Here is a 21,580-nt window from a genome sequence, read left to right on the forward strand (position 1 = left end):
GCACGACCCACGACCGGGACGTGAACGCGGCGAAGAACCTGCTGGCCGCCGGACTGGCGGTATCGGCCTGTGGAGCTGGTGTAAGACCTCAACGGAGCACTCCGGGCGGGCGGTCGGCGATGAAACAGGAAGTCTCACGGCGCGAGCCGTAAGAATCTCCTTCCTTCAGGGAGGAGAGCGTCAAGACGTCGATCCTAGGAGCAGCAGCAGCAGCAGCCCAGCCCAGGACCAGGAGTATGGTCCGTGTTCCATCGGCCGCCGCGCCGTCAGCGGGCGGCCTCCCCGGCCGTGGCCCGGCCCGGCTGCGCGTCCGCCGCGTCCGTGCCCTGCTCCCGCAGGGCCCGCATCTGCGCAGCCGTCTTCAGCAGCATCTCGTCGTACTCGGCGACCGGGTCGGAGTCGAGGACGACCGCGCCGCCCGCGCCCAGCCGCAGCACGCCGTCGGCCATGACGGCGGTGCGGATGACGATGTTGAGGTCCGCGCCGCCGCTGCACCCGAGGTAGCCGAGCGCCCCCGAGTACACCCCGCGCGCCTCGGTCTCGAGACCGTCGATGATCTCCATCGTGCGCAGCTTGGGCGCGCCGGTCATCGACCCCCCGGGGAAGCAGGCGCGCACGCAGTCCACGGCCTCCACGCCCTCGCGCAGCCTGCCCTCGACGGTGGAGACGAGCTGGTGGACGGTGGTGTACGTCTCGGTGGCCATGAGCCTGGACACCCGCACGGAGCCGGTCCGGCAGACCCGCCCCAGGTCGTTGCGGAGCAGGTCGACGATCATCAGGTTCTCGGCGCGGGTCTTGGCGTCCGCCGCCAGCGCGTCCCGGAGCCGGGCGTCCTCCAGCGGTCCGGCGCCGCGTGGCGCGGTGCCCTTGACGGGCTTGGCCTCGGCGACGCCGTCCCGGGTGATCCGCAGGAAGCGCTCGGGAGAGGAGCCGGCCACGTCGAGGTCGCCGAAGCTCAGGAACGCGGCGTAGGGGGCGGGGTCCACGCGGCGCAGCGTCCGGTAGAACGCGAAGGCGTCGGCGGGGGCGGGTAAGCAGGCGGCGTCGGTCAGGCAGATCTCGTAGCTGACGCCCGCCGCCAGCTCGCGCCGGCAGGCCGCGACATCCGCGAGGTAGGTCGACCGGTCCCGCACCAGCCACGGCTCGACGGCCTCGAGGTCGGCCCCGGACGGCGGCTCAGGGGCCGGGGGCTGAGCCCGGACGGGGGCCACGGGGAGCGCGGCGAGACCGGCCAGCGTGGCGTCGAGCCAGTCGGCGGCCTCCCGGGTGGCCTGCGGGCTGTCCTCGGCCACGCAGACCGCGTAGGTGAAGCCCTGCTGGTGGTCCACCGCGATGAGCCGGTCGGCGAACAGCCAGCAGGCGTCCGGGGCGGCGGAGCGGTGCCGGTTGGGCGAGCCGCAGTCGGCCTTGGTCTCGTAACCGAAGTAGCCGACGTAGCCGCCGGTGAAGTCGAACGGCAGCCCCGTGGCGTCGACGCGGCGGCCCGCCAGCTGCCGCCTGAGGTAGTCGAAGACGCTCGCCCGGACCTTACGGGGCGGCCGTCCCGCCCGCTCGATCTCACAGGTGCCCGCCTCGACGTCGTAACGGACGAACTCGGCGAGCGGTCCGCTGTCGTCGCCGAGGAACGAGAAGCGGGAGAGCCCCTTCTCGACCCGGGAGCTGTCCAGCCAGAACGCCCGCGGCGAGCCGGCGTACATCCGCGCGAAGGCGGATTCCGCGTCGACGGCCCCCGCGATGCGGCGGGTGTGCAGCCGGTGGGCGGGACGGCGGGGCCGCGGGACGGTCACCGGGGTGCGCGGGAACGCGGTCGGCGCGGGGGGCACCGCGGTGTTCTTCGTGCGCGGCTTGCGGGCCCGCTCCGCCGTGAGGTTGCGGAAGTTCACGAGCATCCGGTGGCCGTACTCGGTCAGCACCGACTCCGGGTGGAACTGCACGCCCCACAGGGGCCGTTCGCGGTGCCGAAGCCCCATGAGGACGCCGTCCTCCGCCCACGCGGTGGCCTCCAGCGAGTCGGGCAGCGGCTCGCGCACGGCCAGCGAGTGGTAGCGGACCGCGGTGAAGTACTGCGGCAGCCCCTGGAACAGGTCCCGGCCGTCGTGCCGGACGGCCGACAGATGCCCGTGCCGCGGCTCCGGGGCGTCGGTCACCTCGGCGCCCTCCCCGTGCGCGATGCCCTGGTGCCCGAGGCAGACGCCGAGCACCGGCACCGACGCCTCGGCGAGCACCCGGGCGCCGATGCCGAAGTCGCGCGCCCTGGCGGGATGTCCGGGTCCCGGCGAGACCACCACGTTGTCGAAGCCCGCGAGATCCAGAACGGCGTCCGCAGGGGCGTCGTTGCGGACCACCACCGGTTCCTCGCCGTTGACCTGGGCGATCAGCTGGAACAGGTTGTACGTGTACGAGTCGTGGTTGTCGATGAGCAGGGTCTTCACCCGCCCACCTCCCTAGATCGTTCTCTGGCCTGAGTACGGAAAGGGCTTGCTCCGCGTTCAACCGCCGACGATCTCGCACCGCCTGTGCAGCGGCTTCCTCCCGGTCCGCAGGGTGATCTCCCGCTACGCGCCCGGGCCCGGGGACTCCTGCGCCGGACCGGGCGTCCCCGTCCGCTCCGGCTCCGGCGCCTCCCCGAACCGGGCCAGCGCCAACGCGCCCGCGACGGCGACCGCGAACCCCAGCACGGCCAGCCAGGCCAGCCCCTCCCGGGTGCGGTCCCCCAGCCACACCACGCCGACCAGCGCCGGTCCGATCGTCTCCCCGATCACTATCCCGGCGGTGGCCGTCGTCACCGACCCCCGCTGCAGCGCCGTCGTCAGCAGCAGGAACGCGGCCCCGCCGCCCAGCAGCAGCGCGTACAGGGCGGGGTCGGTGAGAAGGTCCACGGGGGAGACCGAGCCGATCAGCCGCACCGACACCTCCACCACCCCGAACCCGCACCCGGCACCGAGGCCCAGCGTCAGCGCCCGTCCCCGCTCGGGCAGCCGCCCGCCGGCCAGCCCCAGCAGCAGCACCGCCACCGCCGCGCCGAGCATCGCCCACGGCAGGGCCGCCGGCCCGCTCTCCCGGCCCTCCGCACCGGAGGCCAGTCCCAGCATCCCGAGCCCCGCGCACACCACTGCCACGGCCGCCCACTCGGTCCGGCTCAGCCGCGCGTCCAGCAGCCGGGCGGCGACCACCGCCGTCACCGCGAGACTCGACGCGAGGGCCGCGCCCACGGCGTAGATCGGCACCGAGCGCAGGGCGGCGATCTGGAACACGAACCCCAGTCCGTCCAGCCCCAGTCCCGCCAGATAACGCCAATGGCGCACGGCCCGCAGCAGCACCGCCGCGTCGCCCGCCGGGCCGCGGCCGTCGCCTTCCCCGGCGGCGGCCGCCCGCGCCGCCATCGCCTGCAACACCGTCGCCGTACCGAAGCAGACCGCCGCGCCGAGGGCGCACACCATTCCGAAGAGCACGAGAGGACTGTAGGCGAGCGGCCCGCACGGGCCGACCTCGCCCGTCTCCCCACCGGTTGTCTAGGCTGGCGGCCGGAAATCGCCGTAGGGGCGATGCGACAGGGGGAGACGACATGGCGGACATACGCCGACGGTTCCGTTCGGGCACGGTGGTCCTCGGAGGCGTGAGCCTGCTGGCCACGGCCCTCACCGCCTGCTCCTCCGAACCGGACAGACGCTGCGTCGACCGCGACAGTCACCACCGCGCCAAGGGCTACAAGGTCGTCGCCGACAAGAACTGCAAGTCCGGCTCGGCCACGTCGCACGCCGTCTGGTACTACGGCGGCAGCAAGAAGGGCTCCTTCGTCGACGGCGGCTCCTTCACCAAGTCCGGCAAGGGCTCTGGCGGTTCGAGCAGCGGCGGCTCCGGCGGCGGCGTCGACCGCGGCGGCTTCGGGGACGGCGGCCACAAGGGCGGCTCGGGCGGCTGAGCGACCGGGACGACCGGACGCGGACGACCGGACCGAGCTGCTGAAGAGGACACCGTCACCCATGCGACGCCACACCGTCGAACCCCGCCCCGACTGGCAGCGGACCGTCGAGGAACAGGGACTCGTCTACCCCCTCACCCGTCACCCCGACGGGGTTCTGCGCCCCTACTGGGACGAGAGCGCCTACTACGCGTTCACGCTCGACGAGATCGAGACGCTGGAGGGGACCGTCGAGGAGCTGCACGCCATGTGCCTGGCGGCCGCCGCCCACCTCGTCGACTCCGGCCGCCTCGCCGACCTCGGCATCACCGACCCGCGCGTCGCCGCGGCGGTGGCCGAGGCCTGGCGGCGGCGTGCCGAACTCCCTTCCGTCTACGGCAGGTTCGACCTCCACTACGACGGCGGCGGCCCGGCCAAGCTGCTGGAGTACAACGCCGACACCCCCACCTCGCTGGTGGAGGCCGCCTCCCCCCAGTGGTTCTGGATGGAGGAGCGCTTTCCCGGCGCCGACCAGTGGAACTCCCTCCACGAACGCCTCGTCGACGCCTGGCGCGCGCAGGCGGCCCTCCTGCCGCCCGGCGCCCCGCTGCACTTCGCGCACTCCTCGGCCGACGAACTCGGCGAGGACCTCATGACGATCGCCTACCTCAAGGAGACCGCGGAGCAGGCCGGCCTGGACACCGACTGGACGTCGATGGAGGAGATCGGCTGGGACCCCCTGTCCGGCCGCTTCGTCGACGGCTCACTCCGCTTCATCCGCAGCTGCTTCAAGCTCTACCCCTGGGAGTGGCTCACCACCGACCGCTTCGCCGGGCACGTCCTGGACACGCTCGACAACGGCGGCGGCACCGGTTCGACGATGTGGATCGAGCCGGCCTGGAAGATGCTCCTGAGCAACAAGGCGCTGCTGGCCGTCCTGTGGGAGCTGTATCCCGGCCACCCCAACCTGCTGCCCGCCTACCTGGACGGCCCCCGCGAGCTGGCCGCCACCACGGGCTACGTCGCCAAGCCCCTGCTGGGCCGCGAGGGCGCCGGCGTCACGGTCCACGAGAAGGGCGCCGGGCCCGTCGTACGGGACGACGAGCCCCGCTGCTACCAGGAGCTCGCCCCGCTGCCCGCCTTCGACGGCAACCACGTCGTCCTCGGCGCCTGGGTCGTGCGCGACGAGCCGGCCGGCCTCGGCATCCGCGAGTCCGCCGGCCTGATCACCGACGAGTACGCCCGCTTCGTCCCGCACGTGATCCTCTGACGGGCACCCGGTAGGCTGCTGGAAGGGCCGTGACTGGCGCGCTGGGATGGGACGGACCATCGGGGAGCGGCCCGTGAGCAGCGAGAGTGCCGTGCGCCTGGGCCAGACCGAGACCGTGACCGCACGCACGCCACCCGGAGGCCGCCACATGTCCGACCAGCAGCCCCTCTCCACCGAGTCCACCGCCTTCCGCGCCGCCCTCGACGTGATCCGCGCCGTCGAGCCGCGCGTCGCCGACGCGATCGGCCAGGAGATCCACGACCAGCGCGAGATGCTCAAGCTGATCGCCTCCGAGAACTACGCCTCCCCGGCCACCCTCCTCGCGATGGGCAACTGGTTCAGCGACAAGTACGCCGAGGGCACCGTCGGCCGCCGCTTCTACGCCGGCTGCCGCAACGTCGACACCGTCGAGTCGCTGGCCGCCGAGCACGCCCGCGAGCTCTTCGGCGCCCGCCACGCCTACGTCCAGCCGCACTCCGGCATCGACGCCAACCTGGTCGCCTTCTGGGCCGTCCTCGCCGACCGGGTCGAGGTCCCCTTCCTGGAGAAGACCGGCGCCCGCCAGGTCAACGACCTCTCCGAGGCCGACTGGGCCACCCTGCGCCAGGCCTTCGGCAACCAGCGCATGCTCGGCATGTCCCTGGACGCCGGCGGCCACCTCACCCACGGCTTCCGCCCCAACATCTCCGGCAAGATGTTCGACCAGCGCTCCTACGGCACGGACCCGGCGACCGGCCTGATCGACTACGACGCGCTGCGCACGTCGGCCCGCGAGTTCAAGCCGATGATCATCGTCGCGGGCTACTCGGCCTACCCCCGCCTGGTGAACTTCCGGATCATGCGCGAGATCGCCGACGAGGTCGGCGCGACCCTGATGGTCGACATGGCGCACTTCGCGGGCCTGGTCGCCGGCAAGGTCCTCACCGGCGACTTCGACCCGGTCCCGCACGCCCAGATCGTCACCACCACGACCCACAAGTCGCTGCGCGGCCCGCGCGGCGGCATGGTCCTGTGCGACGACTCCCTCAAGGACCAGGTCGACCGCGGCTGCCCCATGGTCCTCGGCGGTCCGCTCCCGCACGTCATGGCCGCCAAGGCCGTGGCCCTCGCCGAGGCCCGGCAGCCGTCCTTCCGGGACTACGCGCAGCGCATCGTGGACAACTCCCGCGCGCTGGCCGAGGGCCTGACGCGCCGGGGCGCGACCCTCGTCACCGGCGGCACGGACAACCACCTCAACCTGATCGACGTCGCCTCCTCCTACGGCCTCACCGGCCGCCAGGCCGAGGTCGCGCTGCTCGACTCGGGCATCGTCACCAACCGCAACGCCATCCCCGCCGACCCCAACGGCGCCTGGTACACCTCCGGCATCCGCATCGGCACCCCGGCCCTGACCACGCGAGGCCTCGGGACGGCGGAGATGGACGAGGTGGCGGGCCTGATCGACCGCGTCCTGACCACCGCCGAGCCGGGCGTCACGAAGTCGGGCGCCCCGTCCAAGGCCTCCCACGTCCTCGACGCGAAGGTCGCCGACGAGATCTCCCGCCGGGCCACCGACCTCGTCGCCGGCTTCCCGCTGTACCCCGAGATCGACCTCGGCTGACATGCCGTCCCGGGCGGTCCCACCCGCCGCCCGGGACGCGTTCACGGCCGCTCCCCGCGCTCTGCGACAATGTGGGCATGGCCTCTGACCGCCCGCCCGTCGCCGACCACCGCCCTCAGGGGAGTGGCTCCGCCACGGCGCGCCCTTTGCGCGTGCTCTCCGGAATCCAGCCCACCGCAGGCTCGTTCCACCTCGGCAACTACCTCGGCGCCGTCCGCCAGTGGGTGGCCCTGCAGGAGTCCCACGACGCGTTCTACATGGTCGTCGACCTGCACGCGATCACGGTCCCGCAGGATCCGAAGGAGCTCAGCGCGAACACGCGGCTGGCCGCCGCCCAGCTCCTCGCGGCCGGGCTCGACCCCGACCGCTGCACGCTCTTCGTCCAGAGCCATGTTCCCGAGCACGCGCAGCTCGCCTGGGTGATGAACTGCCTCACCGGCTTCGGCGAGGCCGGCCGCATGACGCAGTTCAAGGACAAGTCCGCCCGCCACGGCGCCGAGCGCGCGAGCGTCGGCCTGTTCACCTACCCGATCCTCCAGGTCGCCGACATCCTGCTGTACCAGGCCGACGAGGTGCCGGTCGGCGAGGACCAGCGCCAGCACATCGAGCTCACCCGCGACCTCGCCGAGCGCTTCAACGGCCGCTACGGCCCCACCTTCACCGTCCCGAAGCCGTACATCCCGAAGGAGACGGGCAAGATCTACGACCTTCAGGACCCGTCGATCAAGATGAGCAAGTCGGCGTCCACGCCGAAGGGCCTCATCAACCTGCTCGACGAGCCGAAGGTCACGGCGAAGAAGGTCAGGAGCGCGGTCACGGACACCGACACGGTGATCCGGTTCGACCCCGAGAACAAGCCGGGCGTGTCGAACCTGCTCGGCATCTACTCGACCCTCACCGGCACGAGCGTGGCCGAGCTGGAGCGGCAGTACGAGGGCAAGCTGTACGGCGCGCTGAAGACGGACCTCGCCGAGGTCGTCGTCGACTTCGTGACGCCGTTCCGGGACCGCACGCAGCAGTACCTGGACGACCCCGAGACGCTCGACTCGATCCTCGCCAAGGGCGCGGAGAAGGCGCGCGCGGTCGCCGCCGAGACGCTCTCGCGGACGTACGAGAGGGTGGGCTTCCTGCCCGCGAAGCACTGAAGGCGCGCGGAGGCGCCGGGGGCGCGCCGCACACGTGTTCCGCCGTACGGAGCGCTGCACGTCACTTCCCCTGCGCCTGCCCAGAGCACAGCCGTGGCCGTACAGTCGATAGCCGCACGACCGAGTGCGAACCGGGCGCCAACCCCGCCCTCACGACATGACGACAGGAGAAGACGTGGGGACCGTAACGATCGGCGTCTCGATCGCGGTCCCGGAGCCTCACGGCAGCCTGCTCCAGGAGCGGCGCACAGGCTTCGGCGACGCCGCGGCTCACGGCATCCCCACCCACGTCACGCTGCTGCCGCCGACCGAGATCGAGGCGGGCGCGCTGTCGGCCGTCGAGGCGCACCTCACCGCGGTCGCCGCGGCCGGCCGGCCCTTCCCGATGCGGCTGTCCGGCACCGGCACCTTCCGGCCGCTGTCACCGGTGGTGTACCTGAGGGTCGTCGAGGGCGCCGAGACCTGCGCCTGGCTCCAGCAGCGCATCCGGGACGCCTCCGGGCCCCTGGTGCGCGAGCTGCAGTTCCCCTACCACCCGCACGTCACCGTCGCGCACGGCATCGACGAGGCGGCGATGGACCGGGCGTTCGAGGAGCTCTCCGGTTACGAGGCCGCGTGGCCCTGCACCGGTTTCGCCCTCGCCGAGCAGGGGGCCGACGGCGTCTGGCGCAAGCTGCGCGAGTACCCGTTCGGCGGCACGGTGGTCCCCCCGCAGGCCGCCCACCTGGACCGCGACTCACGGCCGACCCGCTGGACCCGCGCGGGCGCCGACCGCGTCGGCCCGACGCCCTAGGCGTATCGATCACGAGCGTCGCCGACAGTCGCGGTTCCTGCCGGGCGCCACGTGGCTGAGGGTCGAGAGCGCCGAGGGTCGAGAGCGCCGAGGGTCGAGAGCCGGGCCGGCGGTCCGGAGGAAAGGCCTCAGACCGGCAGCCGTCGGAACAGCCACCGCGGTGTGTGCCGCAGCACGGACATCGCGACGCGCAGCAGACCCGGCGCCCACACCGTCTCCGAGCGGCGGCGCAGCCCCAGTTCGACGGCCGTGGCGACCGCCTCCGGCGTCGTCGCCAGCGGCGGCCGGGGCAGCCCGGCGGTCATCCTCGTCCGGACGAACCCGGGGCGCACCACCATGACGTGCACGCCCGTGCCGTGCAGCGCGTCGCCCAGGCCCTGGGCGAAGGCGTCGAGGCCGGCCTTGCTGGAGCCGTAGATGAAGTTCGAGCGGCGGGCCCGCTCGCCGGCGACGGAGGACAGGACGACCAGGGAGCCGTGGCCCTGCGTCTGCAGGGCCCGCGCCGAGATCAGGCCCGCCGACACCGCCCCCGTGTAGTTGGTCTGCGCGACGCGCACCGCGGCAGCCGGTTCGCGTTCGTCGTTCGCCTGGTCGCCGAGGACTCCGAAGGCGAGCAGGACCAGGTCGACGTCGCCCTCGGCGAACACCTTGCCGAGGACCGCCTCGTGGGCGTCGGGGTCCAGCGCGTCGAACGGGACGGTGTGCGCGTCCGCCCCCAGCAGGCGCAGTTCCGCGGCCGCCGACTCCAGGGCGGGGGAGGGGCGGCCCGCCAGCCACACGGTGCGGGTGCGGCGGGCGACCAGCCGGCGCGCGGTGGCCAGGGCGATGTCGGACGTGCCGCCGAGGACGAGAAGGGACTGGGGGAGGCCGAAGGCGTCCTTCATGCTGGCTCCTGGAAGTTGAGTCGACGGGCGAGGTCCGAGACGAACACCCCGCGCGGGTCCAGCTCCGCGCGCAGCGCGCGGAAGTCGTCCAGCCGCGGGTACATCGCGGCGAGCAGGTCCGGCCGCAGCCGGGAGTCCTTGGCGAGGTAGACGCGGCCTCCGGCGGCGGCCACCTCCTCGTCCAGCCCGTCGAGGAAGACCCCGAGGCCGGGCAGCCCGGCCGGGATGTCCAGGGCGAGGGTCCAGCCCGGGCGGGGGAAGGAGAGCCAGCCCGGGTCTGCCTCCCCGAACCGCTTGAGGACGGCCAGGAAGGACGGGCAGCGGCGGGCCGAGACGCGCCGCACGATCCGGCGCAGGGCGTCCACCCGGCCGTGTCCGACGACGAACTGGTACTGCACGAACCCGCCGCGGCCGTAGACGCGGTTCCAGTGGGGGACGCCGTCCAGCGGGTGGAAGTAGGCGGAGAGCCTCTGGAGTTCGCCGGTCCGTGCGCGGGGAGCCCTGCGGAACCAGAGTTCGTTGAACAGCCCGACGCTCGTGCGGGTGAGGAGCCCGTCCGGCAGGAGGGCGGGCGGGGCCGGGAGCCGGGACGGGCGGAACGACAGCGGGGCCCTGCGCGCGCGGGGCGGCAGGGCGTCCAGGGGCGCGTGGTCGGCGCGGGTAAGCACCGCGCGTCCGGTGGCCGCTCCGCGCGCGAGGAGGTCGATCCAGGCGACCGAGTACCGGTAGCGGTGGTCGCCGGCCGTCAGCCGGGCCATCAGGTCGTCGAGGTCGGCGGCGCGCTCGGTGTCGACCGCCATCAGGGAGGTCTCGACGGGCTGCAGCCGGACCGTCGCCGTGAGGACGATCCCGGTCAGGCCCATGCCGCCGGCGGTCGCGTCGAACAGGGGATCGCCCTGGCGCACCGTGCGGACCGTGCCGTCGGCGGTGAGCAGTTCGAAGGACGTCACATGGCGGGCGAAGGAGCCCGAGACATGGTGGTTCTTGCCGTGGATGTCGGCGGCGATCGCCCCGCCCACGGTCACGTAACGGGTGCCTGGGGTCACCGGCACGAACCAGCCGAGCGGAAGCAGGACCTCCATGAGCCGGTGCAGGGAGACGCCCGCGTCGCACAGGACGACGCCCGCGCCGGCGTCGACGACATGGATCCGGTCCAGTCCGGTGACGTCGATGACCGTGCCGCCCGCGTTCTGCGCCGCGTCCCCGTAGGCCCGTCCCAGACCCCGGGCGATGCCGCCCCGTGCTCCGCAGTCCCGGACGGCCGCCACGGCCTCCGGATAGGTCCGGGGGCGGATCACCCGCGCGGCGGTGGGAGCCGTACGGCCCCATCCCGTGACGGAAACTGTCTCGGAAGCGGTCTCGGCAGACATGTCCGCGACCGTATCGCCCATATGTGAACGAACAGTTGCTAAACGTGACTCCTATCCCCGAAATGGGTGATTAATGGGATGTCGCCCCATATTGCCGGAGTTCCGTCAGGGGCGACGTGAACAGTGGGTCCACATGGACGAGCTGCACGGACAGGACGAGCTGGGCGGACCGGGCGGACCGGGCGGACTCGGTGAACGGCAGGGACCGGACGGCCCGGGTGGTCCGAGGGACCTGGGCGACCTCGACCGCCGGATCCTCTCGGCGCTGCGCGCCCGGGGCGCGGACCCGCGCGTCGCCCGCGCCGCGCGCGCCCTGTCCCTGGCGGGCGAGCACGGCGCGCTGTGGATCGCGGCGGGCGCCGTGGGAGCCGCCGTGGACGGCCCACGCCGCACCGCCTGGCTGCGCGCCACCGCGCTCACCGCCGGCGCGCACATCGCCGGCACGGTCCTGAAGCGCATCGTCCGCCGCCCGCGCCCCACCCACGTCGAACCCCTGGTGCGCACCGCCGGCCGGCACTCCTTCCCCAGCTCGCACGCCGCCTCCGCGGCCGCCGCCGCCGTCGCCTTCGGCTCCCTCGGCGCGTACGCCGTCCCCCCGCTGGCCGCCGCGATGTGCCTCTCCCGGCTCGTCGTGGGCGTCCACTACCCCTCCGACGTGGCGGCCGGCGCGGCCCTGGGCGTCCTCACCGCGCGCCTCGGCGCGCGCCGTCCGAAGGGAGGGCGGCGTGGCTGAGACACTGCTGCACCGGCAGCGCACCCACCGCCCGCAGCCGCCCCGGCCGCCCGCCCGCCCCGGCAGCCTCCTCGGCGGACTCGTGCGCACCGCCCGCCCGCGGCAGTGGATCAAGAACGTGCTGGTCGTCGCCGCCCCCGCTGCCGCGGGCCGGCTCTTCGCACCGCACGCCCCCGTCCGACTCGCCCTGGTCTTCGCCCTGTTCACCGCCTGCTCCGCCGCCGTCTACCTGGTCAACGACGCCCGTGACGCCGAGGCCGACCGCGCCCACCCCGCCAAACGGCACCGCCCGGTCGCCGCCGGACAGGTGCCGGCGTCCCTCGCCTACGCCGTCGGCGGCGCCCTCGCGGCCCTCGCGCCGCTCGCCGCGGCCCGGCTGACCACCCCCGCCGTCGCCGTGCTCCTGGCCGCCTACCTGGCGATGCAACTGGCGTACTGCCTGACCCTGAAGCACGTCCTGGTCCTCGACCTCGTCGTCGTCACGACCGGCTTCCTGATGCGGGCCACGGCCGGCGGGCTCGCCCTCGGCATCCCCCTGTCCCGCTGGTTCCTGATCACCACCGGGTTCGGCGCGCTGTTCATGGTCGCGGCCAAGCGCTACTCCGAGGCCGTCCAGATGGCAGGCCGCGCGGGCGCCACGCGCGCCCTGCTCACCGAGTACACCACCGGTTACCTGCGCTTCGTCTGGCAGCTGGCCGCCGGGGTCGCCGTCCTCGGCTACTGCCTGTGGGCCCTGGAGGACGGCGACGCCGCGCAGACCGGCGTGCTGCCCTGGCGGCAGCTGTCCGTCGTCGCCTTCGTCCTGGCGGTCCTGCGCTACGCGGTCTTCGCCGACCGGGGCGCCGCCGGAGAGCCCGAGGAGGTCGTCCTCCACGACCGTGCCCTCGCCCTCATCGCCCTGGCCTGGCTCGCCCTGTACGGGCTCGCGGTGTCCGGCTGTTGACCCGCGCCCCGGCCTGCCCGGGGAGCCGGCCCTCGTGCCGTCGGACAGGACCGCGAAGCGGCCGTCCGCGTCAGCGTACGGAGGCCAGCCGGACGACGGTGATGTCGGAGGGGGCGCCCACGCGGGTGGGCGGCCCCCAGGCGCCCGCGCCCCGGGACACGTACAGCTGGGTGTCGCCGTAGCGTTCCAGGCCCGCGACCGTCGGGTTCGCGGCCTCCGCGAGGAAGTTGCCGGGCCACAGCTGGCCGCCGTGGGTGTGCCCGGAGAGCTGCAGGTCGACGCCGTGGCGTACGGCGTCGTGGATCTGGACGGGCTGGTGGGCGAGGAGCACGCACGCGCGCGCGGTGTCGCGGTCGCCCAGGGCCTTGGCGAAGTCGGGGCCCTGGCCCTCGCTCTCGCCCGCGATGTCGTTGACGCCGGCCAGGTCGAACCAGGGCAGCTCGGTGCGGGCGTTCTCCAGCGGGTCCAGGCCGAGCCGCCGCACCTCCTCGACCCACTGCCCGGCGCCGGAGAAGTACTCGTGGTTGCCGGTCACGAAGTAGCTGCCGTGACGGGCCTTCAGCCGTGCCAGCGGGGCGGCGGCCGGGCCCAGGTCCTTGACGCTGCCGTCGACGAGGTCGCCGACGACCGCGATCAGGTCGGGCTGGGTCCCGTTGATCGTGTCGACGACCTTCTGCGCGAAGCCCCGCCCGAGGACCGGGCTCAGGTGGATGTCGCTGACGACGGCGATGCGGTAACCGTGGGCGGCGCGCGGGAGTTTGGCGAGGGGCACGGTCACCCGCCTGACCCGGGGGCCGCGCAGCACGCCGTAGGTGCCGTACCCGACCGTGCCCACGGCGGCCGCGGCCGCCGCTCCGGCCACCACGCGGGAGACGAACAGCCGCCGGGAGGGCTCCGACGTCGTCCCGGAGAGGGACGTCGGAGTCGGCCCGTCAGCCGTCTCCCCGGCCCGCGTCTCCCCGGCCCGGACCTGCTCGGCCCTCGCCTGCCCGGGCTTCTGCAGTCCGGGCTCGGGCCGTTCGGCGACGGGCTGTTCGGAAACGGGCTGTTCGGGGGTGGGCTGCCCGGACACGGGCGCTCCCACCGGGAGGGGTGCGGGACGTGCGGGGTCGTCGGGCGCCTCGGCGGTGGCGGCGGCACGGGCACGCCGCTCCAGGAGACGGCGCAGCAGCGGCCGTACGGCCTCGCCCGCGAGCACGGCCAGCAGCAGGTAGACCGAGACCGCCAGCCACAGGAAGCCCGGCCAGGCCAGGATCCGCTGCAGCCAGAACGGCGCGCCGGCGCGTTCGGCGACCAGAGCGCCGATCGCCAGCGCCCAGCCGCCCGCGAGGAGGACCGCGCCGCCGCGGCGCACCCGGCCGGGCCCGCGGGTCGTGTCGCGGAACAGCCGCAGCCACAGGTACTGGTTGGCGGCGGCCACGAGAGTGAGCGCGAACAGGGCGAAGACGATCACCACGGCTATGACGTCCGGCCGAGTGCGCGCAGACCACGCAACCCGATGGCTCCCACGACCGTCCCCAGAAGGAAGGAGACGACGGCGAGCGTGAGGTGCACCCAGAAGTACGCCGTGGGGTGACCGTCGTCGAAGGCGAGCCCGCTGCCGTCCTTGACCAGGTTCTTGACGAAAGTGATCCAGATGATCCAGCTCCACACCCCGAAGGCGAGCAGGAACCAGGAAAGGCGGCGGCTGAGCGTCATGCGTTCAGTATCGCCGCCCCGTGTCCTGTTCCGTGACCGGGGTGGGGAGGGCGGCGGGACTTCCCGTCGTGCGCCGGGTAATTTCTCCGTCGTGCCCGCACCCATGAATCAGACCGTCAGGCGTGCCCTGCTGGTCACTTCCGCGACCCTCGCGTCCCTCGCGCTGACCGCGCCCGTCTCGCTCGCCGCGCCGAGTCCGTCGCCGTCGCCGGCGTCGTCCGGTTCGCCGTCCGCACGGGCGTCCGCATCGCCGGCGGGCTCGAGCCCGGCCAAGTCGACGGCCGGTCCGTCGGTCGCTCCCCCGGCCGGCATGTCGACCGTGGGCGGCACGAGGCTCGGACAGGCCGGGACGCAGGTGGCGCTCGCGGGCGGTGCGCCGGTGCTGCCCAAGGACCTCACCGCGCGGTCGTGGATCGTCGCGGACGCCGAGTCGGGCGACGTGCTGGCCGCGCACAACGCGCACTGGCGGCTGCCCCCGGCGAGCACCATGAAGATGCTCTTCGCCGACACCGTGCTGCCGAGGTTCCCCAGGAGCACCCTGCACAAGGTGGATCCGAAGGACCTGGCCGGCATGGGGGCCGGTTCCAGCCTCGTCGGGATAAAGGAGGGGGAGGTGTACACGGTCCACGACCTGTGGCTCGGTGTCTTCCTGCGCTCCGGCAACGACGCCGTGCACGTGCTGTCGGCGATGAACGGCGGGGTGGCGGCCACCGTCGAGGAGATGAACGAGCACGCAGGGGAGCTCCAGGCACTCGACACGCACGTCGTCTCCCCCGACGGCTACGACGCCCCGGGCCAGGTGTCCTCGGCGTACGACCTGACGCTGTTCGCCCGTTCGGGCCTGCAGAAGGCGGACTTCCGGGAGTACTGCTCGACCGTCTCGGCCAAGTTCCCCGGCGCGACGACGAAGAACAAGAAGGGGAAGATCAGCCGCGGGACGTTCGAGATCCAGAACACCAACCGGTTGCTGAGCGGCGACTACGACATCACCCAGTACCCGGGCATCGCGGGCGTGAAGAACGGCAACACCACCAACGCGGGCGCCACCTTCACCGGTGTCGCCGAGCGCAACGGCAAGGTGCTGCTGGTGACGGTCATGAACCCGTCGAAGACGGACCACAACGAGGTCTACAAGGAGGCCGCCAAGCTGCTCGACTGGGGCTTCCAGGCGACCGGCAAGGTGACGCCGGTGGGCGAGCTGGTCCGGCCGCAGGGTGCGCGGAGCAGCGCGCAGCCCGGCGCGAACCAGTCGTCCTCCGCGGAGGACGGGCAGGCCGGCGGCGCGGGGAGCGCCTCGCACAAGCCGGTGGCCGGCGCGGTGACCGGCGGCGGCTCCGGCGGGCTGTGGACCGCGCTGGCGGTCACCGGCAGCCTGCTGGCGCTGCTCGCGGGCGGCGCGTTCCTGGTCAACCGCCGTTGGCCGCTGCCGGACCTGGTACGACGTCGCCGCTGACGTCGACGTCCCGGCGGTTCTCGGGCGCGCTGCCCGTCGCCGTCCAGGCGGCGCAGTACAGGACCAGTTTCGAGGTGAAGTTGATCCACAGCAGCAGGGCGATGGGCACGCCGAACGCGCCGTACATGCTCTTCGCGGCCACGCCCTGCATATAGCCGCTCAGCAGCAGCTTCAGCAGCTCGAAGCCGACGGCGCCGATGAGCGCGGCGACGAGGAGCCGGCGCCGGGCCGGTTCGACGCCGGGCAGCAGCGTCAGGACGTACAGCAGCAGGAGGAAGTCGGCGAGGACGGCGACGGAGAACGCGGCGAGGCGCAGCAGGACGCCGCCCCAGCCGGCCTCGTCGACGCCGAGTTCGCCGGTGATCCAGCCGACCAGCGCCGACGCGACGGTGGAGATGGCGATGGTCAGCAGCACCGCGCCGCCGAGGCCGACGAGGACGCCCGCGTCCTTGGCCTTGGCGAGGACCGGGTTCTCGTCCTTGTCGGGGCACTCCCACACCGCGCGCAGACAGTCCCGCACCTGGCCGACCCAGCCGATGCCGGTTAGCAGCAGGAGCGCACCGGCGATGGAGCCGACGGTGCCGGCGTTCTGGACGAGGCTGTGCACGTCGAGCTGGTCGGAGATGCCGGGGACCTGGTCGGCGATCTTGTTCTGGAGCCGCCGCTGCTGGGACTCGCTCAGTGTGGCGGCGGCGATGGCCGCGGCCACGGTGAGCAGCGGGAAGAGGGCGACGAAGCTGACGAAGGTCATGGCGGCCGCCAGCCGCGTCCACTTCACCCGGTCCAGGCGTTCGTACGACCGCCACGCGTGGGTGGCCATGAGGCGCACGACCCACGGCCCGACGCCGGGAAGCTTTTTCAGCCAGTCCATGATCCCACTCTGCCCCGCTCCGCCCGGCTGACGCCGAAGTCCCGGGTACGGGTACCCCGAAAACGCGGGACACCCGCCCGGCGGGCGGCGGGGGCGGCAACGGCGCGTTCCGTCCCGGCCCGGCGGGGCCCGCCTCCCGGCCGGGCGTCGCTCAGGCGCAGGACTCGGCGTGGGCTTCTGCGTGGGCGGGCAGGGTGACCGTCACCTCGAGGCCCTCGCCGGGCGCGGTGCACACCGTCACATCGCCGCCGTGGGCCTCCACCACCCCCTGCACGATCGCCAGCCCGAGCCCGCTGCCGGCGCCGCCGCCGGCCCGGAAGAAGCGGTCGAAGACCCGGGCGGCGTCCTGCGGTCCCAGCCCCGGCCCCTTGTCCTCGACCGACAGCCGTACGACCCCGTCCACGCGCCGCACGCCGACCCGCACCGGCACGTCGTCGGCCGTGTGGGTGCGGACGTTGGCCATCAGGTTCCCCAGCACCTGCCGCAGCCCCGACTCGTCGGCCCACACCAGCACCGCCCCGTCCGCCTCCACCGCGACCGGCCGCCCCGGCTGCTGTGCCCGCAGGTCCTGCGCCGCGTCCCGCGCCAGCCGGCACACGTCGACGTTGCGCAGCCGGAGCTCGGGCTGCTGGTCCAGCCGGGCCAGGGTGAGCAGTTCGTCGACGAGCCGGCCCATCCGGTCCACCTCGCCGTTCATCCGGTCCCAGGCCCGCCTGCTGCCCCAGTTCTGGATCCCCTCGACCGGGGGGACCCCCATCTCCGGCTCGCGCAGCATCCCCTGGTCGTACAACTGAAGGTAACCCCGGATCGCGGACAGCGGGGTGCGCAGCTCGTGCGAGGCGTCGGCGACGAAGCGGCGCAGCTGGGCCGCGCTGCGCTCGCGCGTGAGGTATGCCGTCTCGACCTGGTGGAGCATGGAGTTCAGGGCCAGCCGCAGCTGCTCGACCTCCTGGGTGGGATGGCAGCTGGAGGGCACCCGGCGGGTGAGATCCCCCTCGGCGATCGCCGTCGACGTCTCCACCATGTCCTCCAGCGGCCGCATCCGCCGCCGCACGCTGAACAGCGTCAGACAGGCGAGCAGGGCCAGCAGCAGGGTGCCCACGGCGAGGTCGAGCCGCAGGGCCTTCGCGATGCCCCGGTGGAGTGCGTCCGTCGAGGTCGCCAGCAGGATGTACGTGCCGTCGGGCAGCCGGGTCGCCGTCACCCGGTACGCCGCCCCGCGCACGGTCACGTCGTGCGGGTCGGAGTCACGGGTGAGCGCGCCGGGGTCCGTGACGGCCTGTGCGAGCCCCAGCTGGGCCTCGGTCGGCTTGACGCCGAAGAGGGGTACCGCCTCGCCCCGGCGGTCCACGGCGGTGAACACCGTGTCCGGGGTGGGCCGGTCGGCGGAGTCCTCGGGCGCCAGCCGGTCGCGGACGAAGGACAGCACGCTGAGCGAGTCGATCTGGCGCAGGGTGAGCTGCGTACTCCCCAGCGAGGTGCGCGTCTTGGTCAGCTCGGAGTCGATCTGGCTCAGCAGGTAGTGCCGCATCGCCATGAGGCTGACGGCGGTGGCGGCGGCGATGCCGAGCGCCAGCAGCGCCACGTTGGCCGCCGTCAGCTTGGCCCGCAGCGAGTGGATGCCGTGCCGGTGCGCCCGCCTCATGCCAGCCCGTATCCCACGCCCCGCCGGGTGGTGATCACCGGCGGCCCCAGGACGTCCAGCTTGCGGCGCAGATAGCTGATGTAGGTCTCGACGACCGTCGACTCCGGCGGGGTGTGCTCGTACTGCCAGACGTGGCGCAGGAGTTGCTCCTTGGGCACGACCCGGCCGCCGTTGCGCACCAGGAAGCGCAGCAGCGCGTACTCGGTGGGCGTGAGCTCGACCGAGCGGCCCGCGCGGTGCACGCTGTACGTCGTCTCGTCCAGCTCCAGATCGCCGTACCGCAGCGGCGGCCGCTGGGGGAGGACGTCGGCGGGCCGGGTGCGGCGCAGGACGGCGGTGATCCTCGCGACCACCACGTCGATGTCGAACGGCTTGGTGATGTAGTCGTCGCCGAAGCCGAGCGCCCCGACGATCTCGGCGGGCGCGTCCCGCGCGGTGAGGAACACCAGCGCCAGGTCGGGCCTGCGCACGCGCAGTTCACGCCCCAGTGCGCGCCCGTCGCCGTCGGGCAGCATCACGTCGAGCAGCGCCACGTCGGGCCTGGTGCGCTCGGCGAGCGTGAGGGCCTCGCGGACGCCGCCCGCGATCATCACCTCGAAGCGGTGGTAGCGCAGGGCGATGGCGAGGACGTCCGCGATACTCGGTTCGTCCTCCACGACCAGCACGGTGCCGGAGGCCTTCGTCATGCCCCCAGTATCGGCGGGGTCCGCGGGCTTCGGGGCCGGTTCGTGCTTTGGAGTTCCTTGAGAGTCACGGCCGTCGCCGTGCCGGTCCGCCCTGCGCGGCCGATCCTGGTACCCGGGACCTGGGGGACCTTCGATCTGTGTGAGGAGTTGCGAACGTGGCGGCATTGGCACGCTGGTGCTATCGGCATCGGCTGGTGGTCCTGTTGGTGTGGGTGGGGGCGCTGTTCGGCCTGGGGTTCTCGGCCTCGACGGCGGGCACGGACTACGCGAACGTGTTCTCCCTCCCCGACACGGACTCCAAGAGGGCGTACGACCTGATGGAGAAGGCGTTCCCCGCGCGCGCGGGCGACACCGACACCGTCGTGTGGACGGTCGACGAGGGCTCGGTCCGCGACCAGGACGTACGGTCCCGGATCCAGCCCGCCCTCGACGACATCGCGAAGATGAAGGGCGTCGGCGGCGTCACCAGCCCCTACGCGGGGGCGGCGACGCAGGTCTCCGGTGACGGCCGGACCGCCTACGCCCAGATCACGTTCACCGAGCAGGCGAACTCCGTGCCCAAGGAGCTCGTCCAGGACGTCGTCGACGCCGCGCAGGGCGCCGAACGGGGCGGCCTGGAGGTCGAGCTGGGCGGCCAGGCGATCCAGCGGGTGCAGGAACCGCCCACCGGCCTCGCCGAGATGGTCGGCCTCGCGGCGGCCGCGGTGGTGCTGTTCCTCGCCTTCGGCTCCCTCTTCGCGATGCTGCTGCCGCTCGCCGTGGCGGTCTTCGGCGTCGGCATGGGCCTGTTCTCCACCCAGCTGCTCAGCCACGTCACCGACATCCCCGACCTGGCCCCGCTGCTCTCCTCCCTGATCGGCCTCGGCGTCGGCATCGACTACGCCCTGTTCATCGTCACCCGGCACCGCAAGGGCGTCCTGCGCGGCCTGGACCCGGAGGAGTCGGCGGTCACCGCCCTCAACACCTCGGGCCGGGCGGTCCTGTTCGCGGGCGGCACGGTGTGCATCGCGCTCGCCGGGATGCTGGTGACGAACCTGCGCTTCCTGGACGGCGTCGTCATCGGCACGTCCGTGACCGTGGTGCTGAGCGTCCTCGCGGCCACGACGCTGCTGCCCGCCCTGCTGGGCTTCCTCGGCGTGCGCGTGCTCAGCCGCAAGCAGCGCAAGCGCCTCGCCGCGTCGGGCCCGGAGCCGGAGAAGGCGAGCACTCCCGCGGCCCGCTGGTCGACGAGGGTGCAGCGCCGTCCCCGGACGATCGCCGCGCTCGCCGTCGTCGTCATGGCCGTCCTCGCGCTCCCCGTTCTGTCGCTCCGCCTCGGTGCCACCGACCAGGGCAACAACGACGACGCCACGACCACCCGGAAGGCCTACGACCTGCTCGCCCAGGGCTTCGGACCGGGCTTCAACGGCCCGCTCCAGGTGGTCGTGGACGGCGGCGACGCCACCGCGCTCGTCAAGGCCGTCAAGGACACCCCCGGCGTCGCCCAGGTGGCCGCGCTGCCGCCCGCGAACGGCGTCACCGTGATCCAGGTCGTCCCCACCACCTCGCCCCAGTCGAAGGAGACGGACGCGCTGATCGACCGGCTGCGCGACGACGTCGTCCCGCAGGCCGGGGTGACGGCGCACGTGGGCGGCGTCACCGCGGTCTCCAAGGACTTCGCGACGGTCACCGGGGACCGCCTGCCCCTGTTCATCGCCACCATCATCGGCCTGGGCTTCCTGCTGCTCCTGGTCGCCTTCCGCTCCCTGGTGGTCCCGCTGACGGCCGCGGTGATGAACCTGATCGCGGCGGCGGCCTCCTTCGGCGTCCTCGTCGCGATCTTCCAGTGGGGCTGGGGACTGGAGCTGCTCGGCCTCGGCAAGGAGGGCCCGATCAACGCCTTCCTGCCGGTCATCATGCTGTCCCTGCTCTTCGGCCTGTCGATGGACTACCAGGTCTTCCTGGTCAGCCGGATGCACGAGGAGTGGGTGCACACCCGGGACAACGCGCGAGCGGTCCGCGTGGGCCTGGCGGAGACCAGCCGGGTCATCAACTCGGCCGCCCTGATCATGGTCTGCGTGTTCCTCGCGTTCGTGCTCAGCGGCGACTCGGGCGCGGCGATGGCGGGCGTAGGCCTCGCGGCAGCCGTCGCCCTGGACGCCTTCGTCCTGCGCACGGCTCTCGTCCCGGCCGCGATGCACCTGCTCGGCGACTCCAACTGGTGGCTGCCGGCGTGGCTGGAGAAGCGGCTGCCGCATCTCGCGGTGGAGCCGAAGGAGGACGAGCCGCACGAGGCGCTCCCCACGGCCGACGGCGGCCCCGCCTCCGCCGTCCACGGTTTCGTCCGGGACGCGGCCGGCGACCCGGTCGAGGGGGCGACGATGACGCTCATGACCAAGGGCGGCCGGCGGCTGGACCGCGTGACCTCGCTCGCCGACGGCTCCTACATCCTCTCGGTGCCGGGCCCGGGAACGTATCTGCTGGCGACCGCGGCCTCCTCGTCCGCCTCCCACGCCCGGCAGCTGACGGTCGCGGCGGAGCCGCTGGTCTTCGACGTCGAACTCTCCGAGGACGAACTGGACAGCGTGAACTGACCGGCGACGGGGCCG

The 21,580-nt window shown here is 73.2% G+C and carries 18 protein-coding genes, 1 pseudogene and 1 riboswitch; of the genes and pseudogenes, 10 read left to right on the plus strand and 9 right to left on the minus strand.

The genetic code is table 11. The features are described 5' to 3' along the window. A pseudogene (locus IE239_RS42210) lies at positions 1-152 on the plus strand (RNA-guided endonuclease TnpB family protein); the annotation flags it as partial. A gap of 114 nt (positions 153-266) precedes the next feature. Here the strand turns inward: IE239_RS42210 and pabB are convergent. Continuing rightward, the gene (gene pabB, locus IE239_RS20325; RefSeq protein WP_190150774.1) at positions 267-2,432 is read right to left on the minus strand and encodes an aminodeoxychorismate synthase component I; all 2,166 of its coding nucleotides are present in this window, start codon (positions 2,430-2,432) and stop codon (positions 267-269) included. Positions 2,433-2,555: 123 nt separating this feature from the next. Beyond that, complete coding sequence (locus IE239_RS20330; protein WP_190150923.1) at positions 2,556-3,440, minus strand: DMT family protein; 885 nt, start codon at positions 3,438-3,440, stop codon at positions 2,556-2,558. A 125-nt stretch (positions 3,441-3,565) separates the two neighbouring features. Here IE239_RS20330 and IE239_RS20335 point away from each other — a divergent pair, with 125 nt between their 5' ends. The 5 genes from IE239_RS20335 to IE239_RS20355 all read left to right on the plus strand — a co-directional run bounded on the left by IE239_RS20335 (position 3,566) and on the right by IE239_RS20355 (position 8,709). After that, positions 3,566-3,922 carry a hypothetical protein gene (locus IE239_RS20335; protein ID WP_190150775.1) on the plus strand — a complete coding sequence of 119 codons (357 nt, stop codon included), beginning with the start codon at positions 3,566-3,568 and terminating at the stop codon, positions 3,920-3,922. Between the two features lie 61 nt (positions 3,923-3,983). After that, positions 3,984-5,171: a glutathionylspermidine synthase family protein gene (locus tag IE239_RS20340; RefSeq protein WP_190150776.1), complete on the plus strand. Its 1,188-nt coding sequence runs from the start codon at positions 3,984-3,986 to the stop codon at positions 5,169-5,171. Positions 5,172-5,190: 19 nt separating this feature from the next. Beyond that, a riboswitch (ZMP/ZTP riboswitch) is annotated at positions 5,191-5,281 on the plus strand. A 38-nt stretch (positions 5,282-5,319) separates the two neighbouring features. Then, positions 5,320-6,771 carry a glycine hydroxymethyltransferase gene (locus IE239_RS20345; protein ID WP_190150924.1) on the plus strand — a complete coding sequence of 484 codons (1,452 nt, stop codon included), beginning with the start codon at positions 5,320-5,322 and terminating at the stop codon, positions 6,769-6,771. 77 nt (positions 6,772-6,848) lie between these two features. Continuing rightward, entirely contained in the window at positions 6,849-7,916 is a 1,068-nt protein-coding gene (gene trpS / locus IE239_RS20350) for a tryptophan--tRNA ligase (protein ID WP_268254520.1), read from the plus strand. A 175-nt stretch (positions 7,917-8,091) separates the two neighbouring features. After that, on the plus strand, positions 8,092-8,709 hold the full coding sequence (locus tag IE239_RS20355; protein ID WP_190150777.1) for a 2'-5' RNA ligase family protein: 618 nt from the start codon (positions 8,092-8,094) through the stop codon (positions 8,707-8,709). A gap of 128 nt (positions 8,710-8,837) precedes the next feature. Here the strand turns inward: IE239_RS20355 and dprE2 are convergent, their stop codons facing one another. Both dprE2 and dprE1 read right to left on the minus strand, forming a co-directional pair. Beyond that, positions 8,838-9,593: a decaprenylphospho-beta-D-erythro-pentofuranosid-2-ulose 2-reductase gene (gene dprE2, locus IE239_RS20360; RefSeq protein ID WP_190150778.1), complete on the minus strand. Its 756-nt coding sequence runs from the start codon at positions 9,591-9,593 to the stop codon at positions 8,838-8,840. Next, positions 9,590-10,963, minus strand: coding sequence for a decaprenylphosphoryl-beta-D-ribose oxidase (dprE1, locus tag IE239_RS20365; RefSeq protein ID WP_190150779.1), 1,374 nt, complete (start codon positions 10,961-10,963; stop codon positions 9,590-9,592). Before dprE1 ends, dprE2 begins: the two co-directional genes overlap by 4 nt. A 133-nt stretch (positions 10,964-11,096) precedes the next feature. Here dprE1 and IE239_RS20370 point away from each other — a divergent pair, with 133 nt between their 5' ends. Both IE239_RS20370 and IE239_RS20375 read left to right on the plus strand, forming a co-directional pair. Then, positions 11,097-11,696 (plus strand): phosphatase PAP2 family protein, encoded by a 600-nt coding sequence (locus IE239_RS20370; protein WP_190150780.1) that lies wholly within the window; start codon positions 11,097-11,099, stop codon positions 11,694-11,696. Further along, entirely contained in the window at positions 11,689-12,639 is a 951-nt protein-coding gene (locus IE239_RS20375) for a decaprenyl-phosphate phosphoribosyltransferase (protein WP_190150781.1), read from the plus strand. The genes IE239_RS20370 and IE239_RS20375 overlap by 8 nt, the downstream gene beginning before the upstream one ends. Before the next feature lie 70 nt (positions 12,640-12,709). Here the strand turns inward: IE239_RS20375 and IE239_RS20380 are convergent, their stop codons facing one another. Both IE239_RS20380 and IE239_RS20385 read right to left on the minus strand, forming a co-directional pair. Next, complete coding sequence (locus IE239_RS20380) at positions 12,710-14,095, minus strand: metallophosphoesterase (RefSeq protein ID WP_190150782.1); 1,386 nt, start codon at positions 14,093-14,095, stop codon at positions 12,710-12,712. A 2-nt stretch (positions 14,096-14,097) separates the two neighbouring features. Beyond that, positions 14,098-14,337, minus strand: a complete 240-nt coding sequence (locus IE239_RS20385) for an SCO4848 family membrane protein (protein WP_190150783.1) — start codon at positions 14,335-14,337, stop codon at positions 14,098-14,100. A 91-nt stretch (positions 14,338-14,428) separates the two neighbouring features. Here IE239_RS20385 and IE239_RS20390 point away from each other — a divergent pair, with 91 nt between their 5' ends. Then, positions 14,429-15,790, plus strand: coding sequence for a D-alanyl-D-alanine carboxypeptidase family protein (locus IE239_RS20390; RefSeq protein WP_352306222.1), 1,362 nt, complete (start codon positions 14,429-14,431; stop codon positions 15,788-15,790). On the opposite strand, the gene IE239_RS20395 is transcribed toward IE239_RS20390, so the two are convergent. The 3 genes from IE239_RS20395 to IE239_RS20405 form a co-directional block, all read right to left on the minus strand. Next, positions 15,744-16,661: a YihY/virulence factor BrkB family protein gene (locus IE239_RS20395; protein ID WP_190150785.1), complete on the minus strand. Its 918-nt coding sequence runs from the start codon at positions 16,659-16,661 to the stop codon at positions 15,744-15,746. The genes IE239_RS20390 and IE239_RS20395 overlap by 47 nt on opposite strands. A 151-nt stretch (positions 16,662-16,812) precedes the next feature. After that, entirely contained in the window at positions 16,813-18,306 is a 1,494-nt protein-coding gene (locus tag IE239_RS20400; RefSeq protein WP_190150786.1) for a HAMP domain-containing sensor histidine kinase, read from the minus strand. Continuing rightward, on the minus strand, positions 18,303-18,992 hold the full coding sequence (locus tag IE239_RS20405; RefSeq protein ID WP_190150787.1) for a response regulator transcription factor: 690 nt from the start codon (positions 18,990-18,992) through the stop codon (positions 18,303-18,305). The genes IE239_RS20400 and IE239_RS20405 overlap by 4 nt, the downstream gene beginning before the upstream one ends. Before the next feature lie 164 nt (positions 18,993-19,156). On the opposite strand from IE239_RS20405, the gene IE239_RS20410 reads away from it, so the two are divergent. Next, positions 19,157-21,565 (plus strand): MMPL family transporter, encoded by a 2,409-nt coding sequence (locus IE239_RS20410; RefSeq protein WP_190150927.1) that lies wholly within the window; start codon positions 19,157-19,159, stop codon positions 21,563-21,565. The last annotated feature ends 15 nt before the right edge of the window (positions 21,566-21,580 follow it).

This window comes from Streptomyces humidus (assembly GCF_014649655.1).
GTDB classification, from domain to species: domain Bacteria; phylum Actinomycetota; class Actinomycetes; order Streptomycetales; family Streptomycetaceae; genus Streptomyces; species Streptomyces humidus.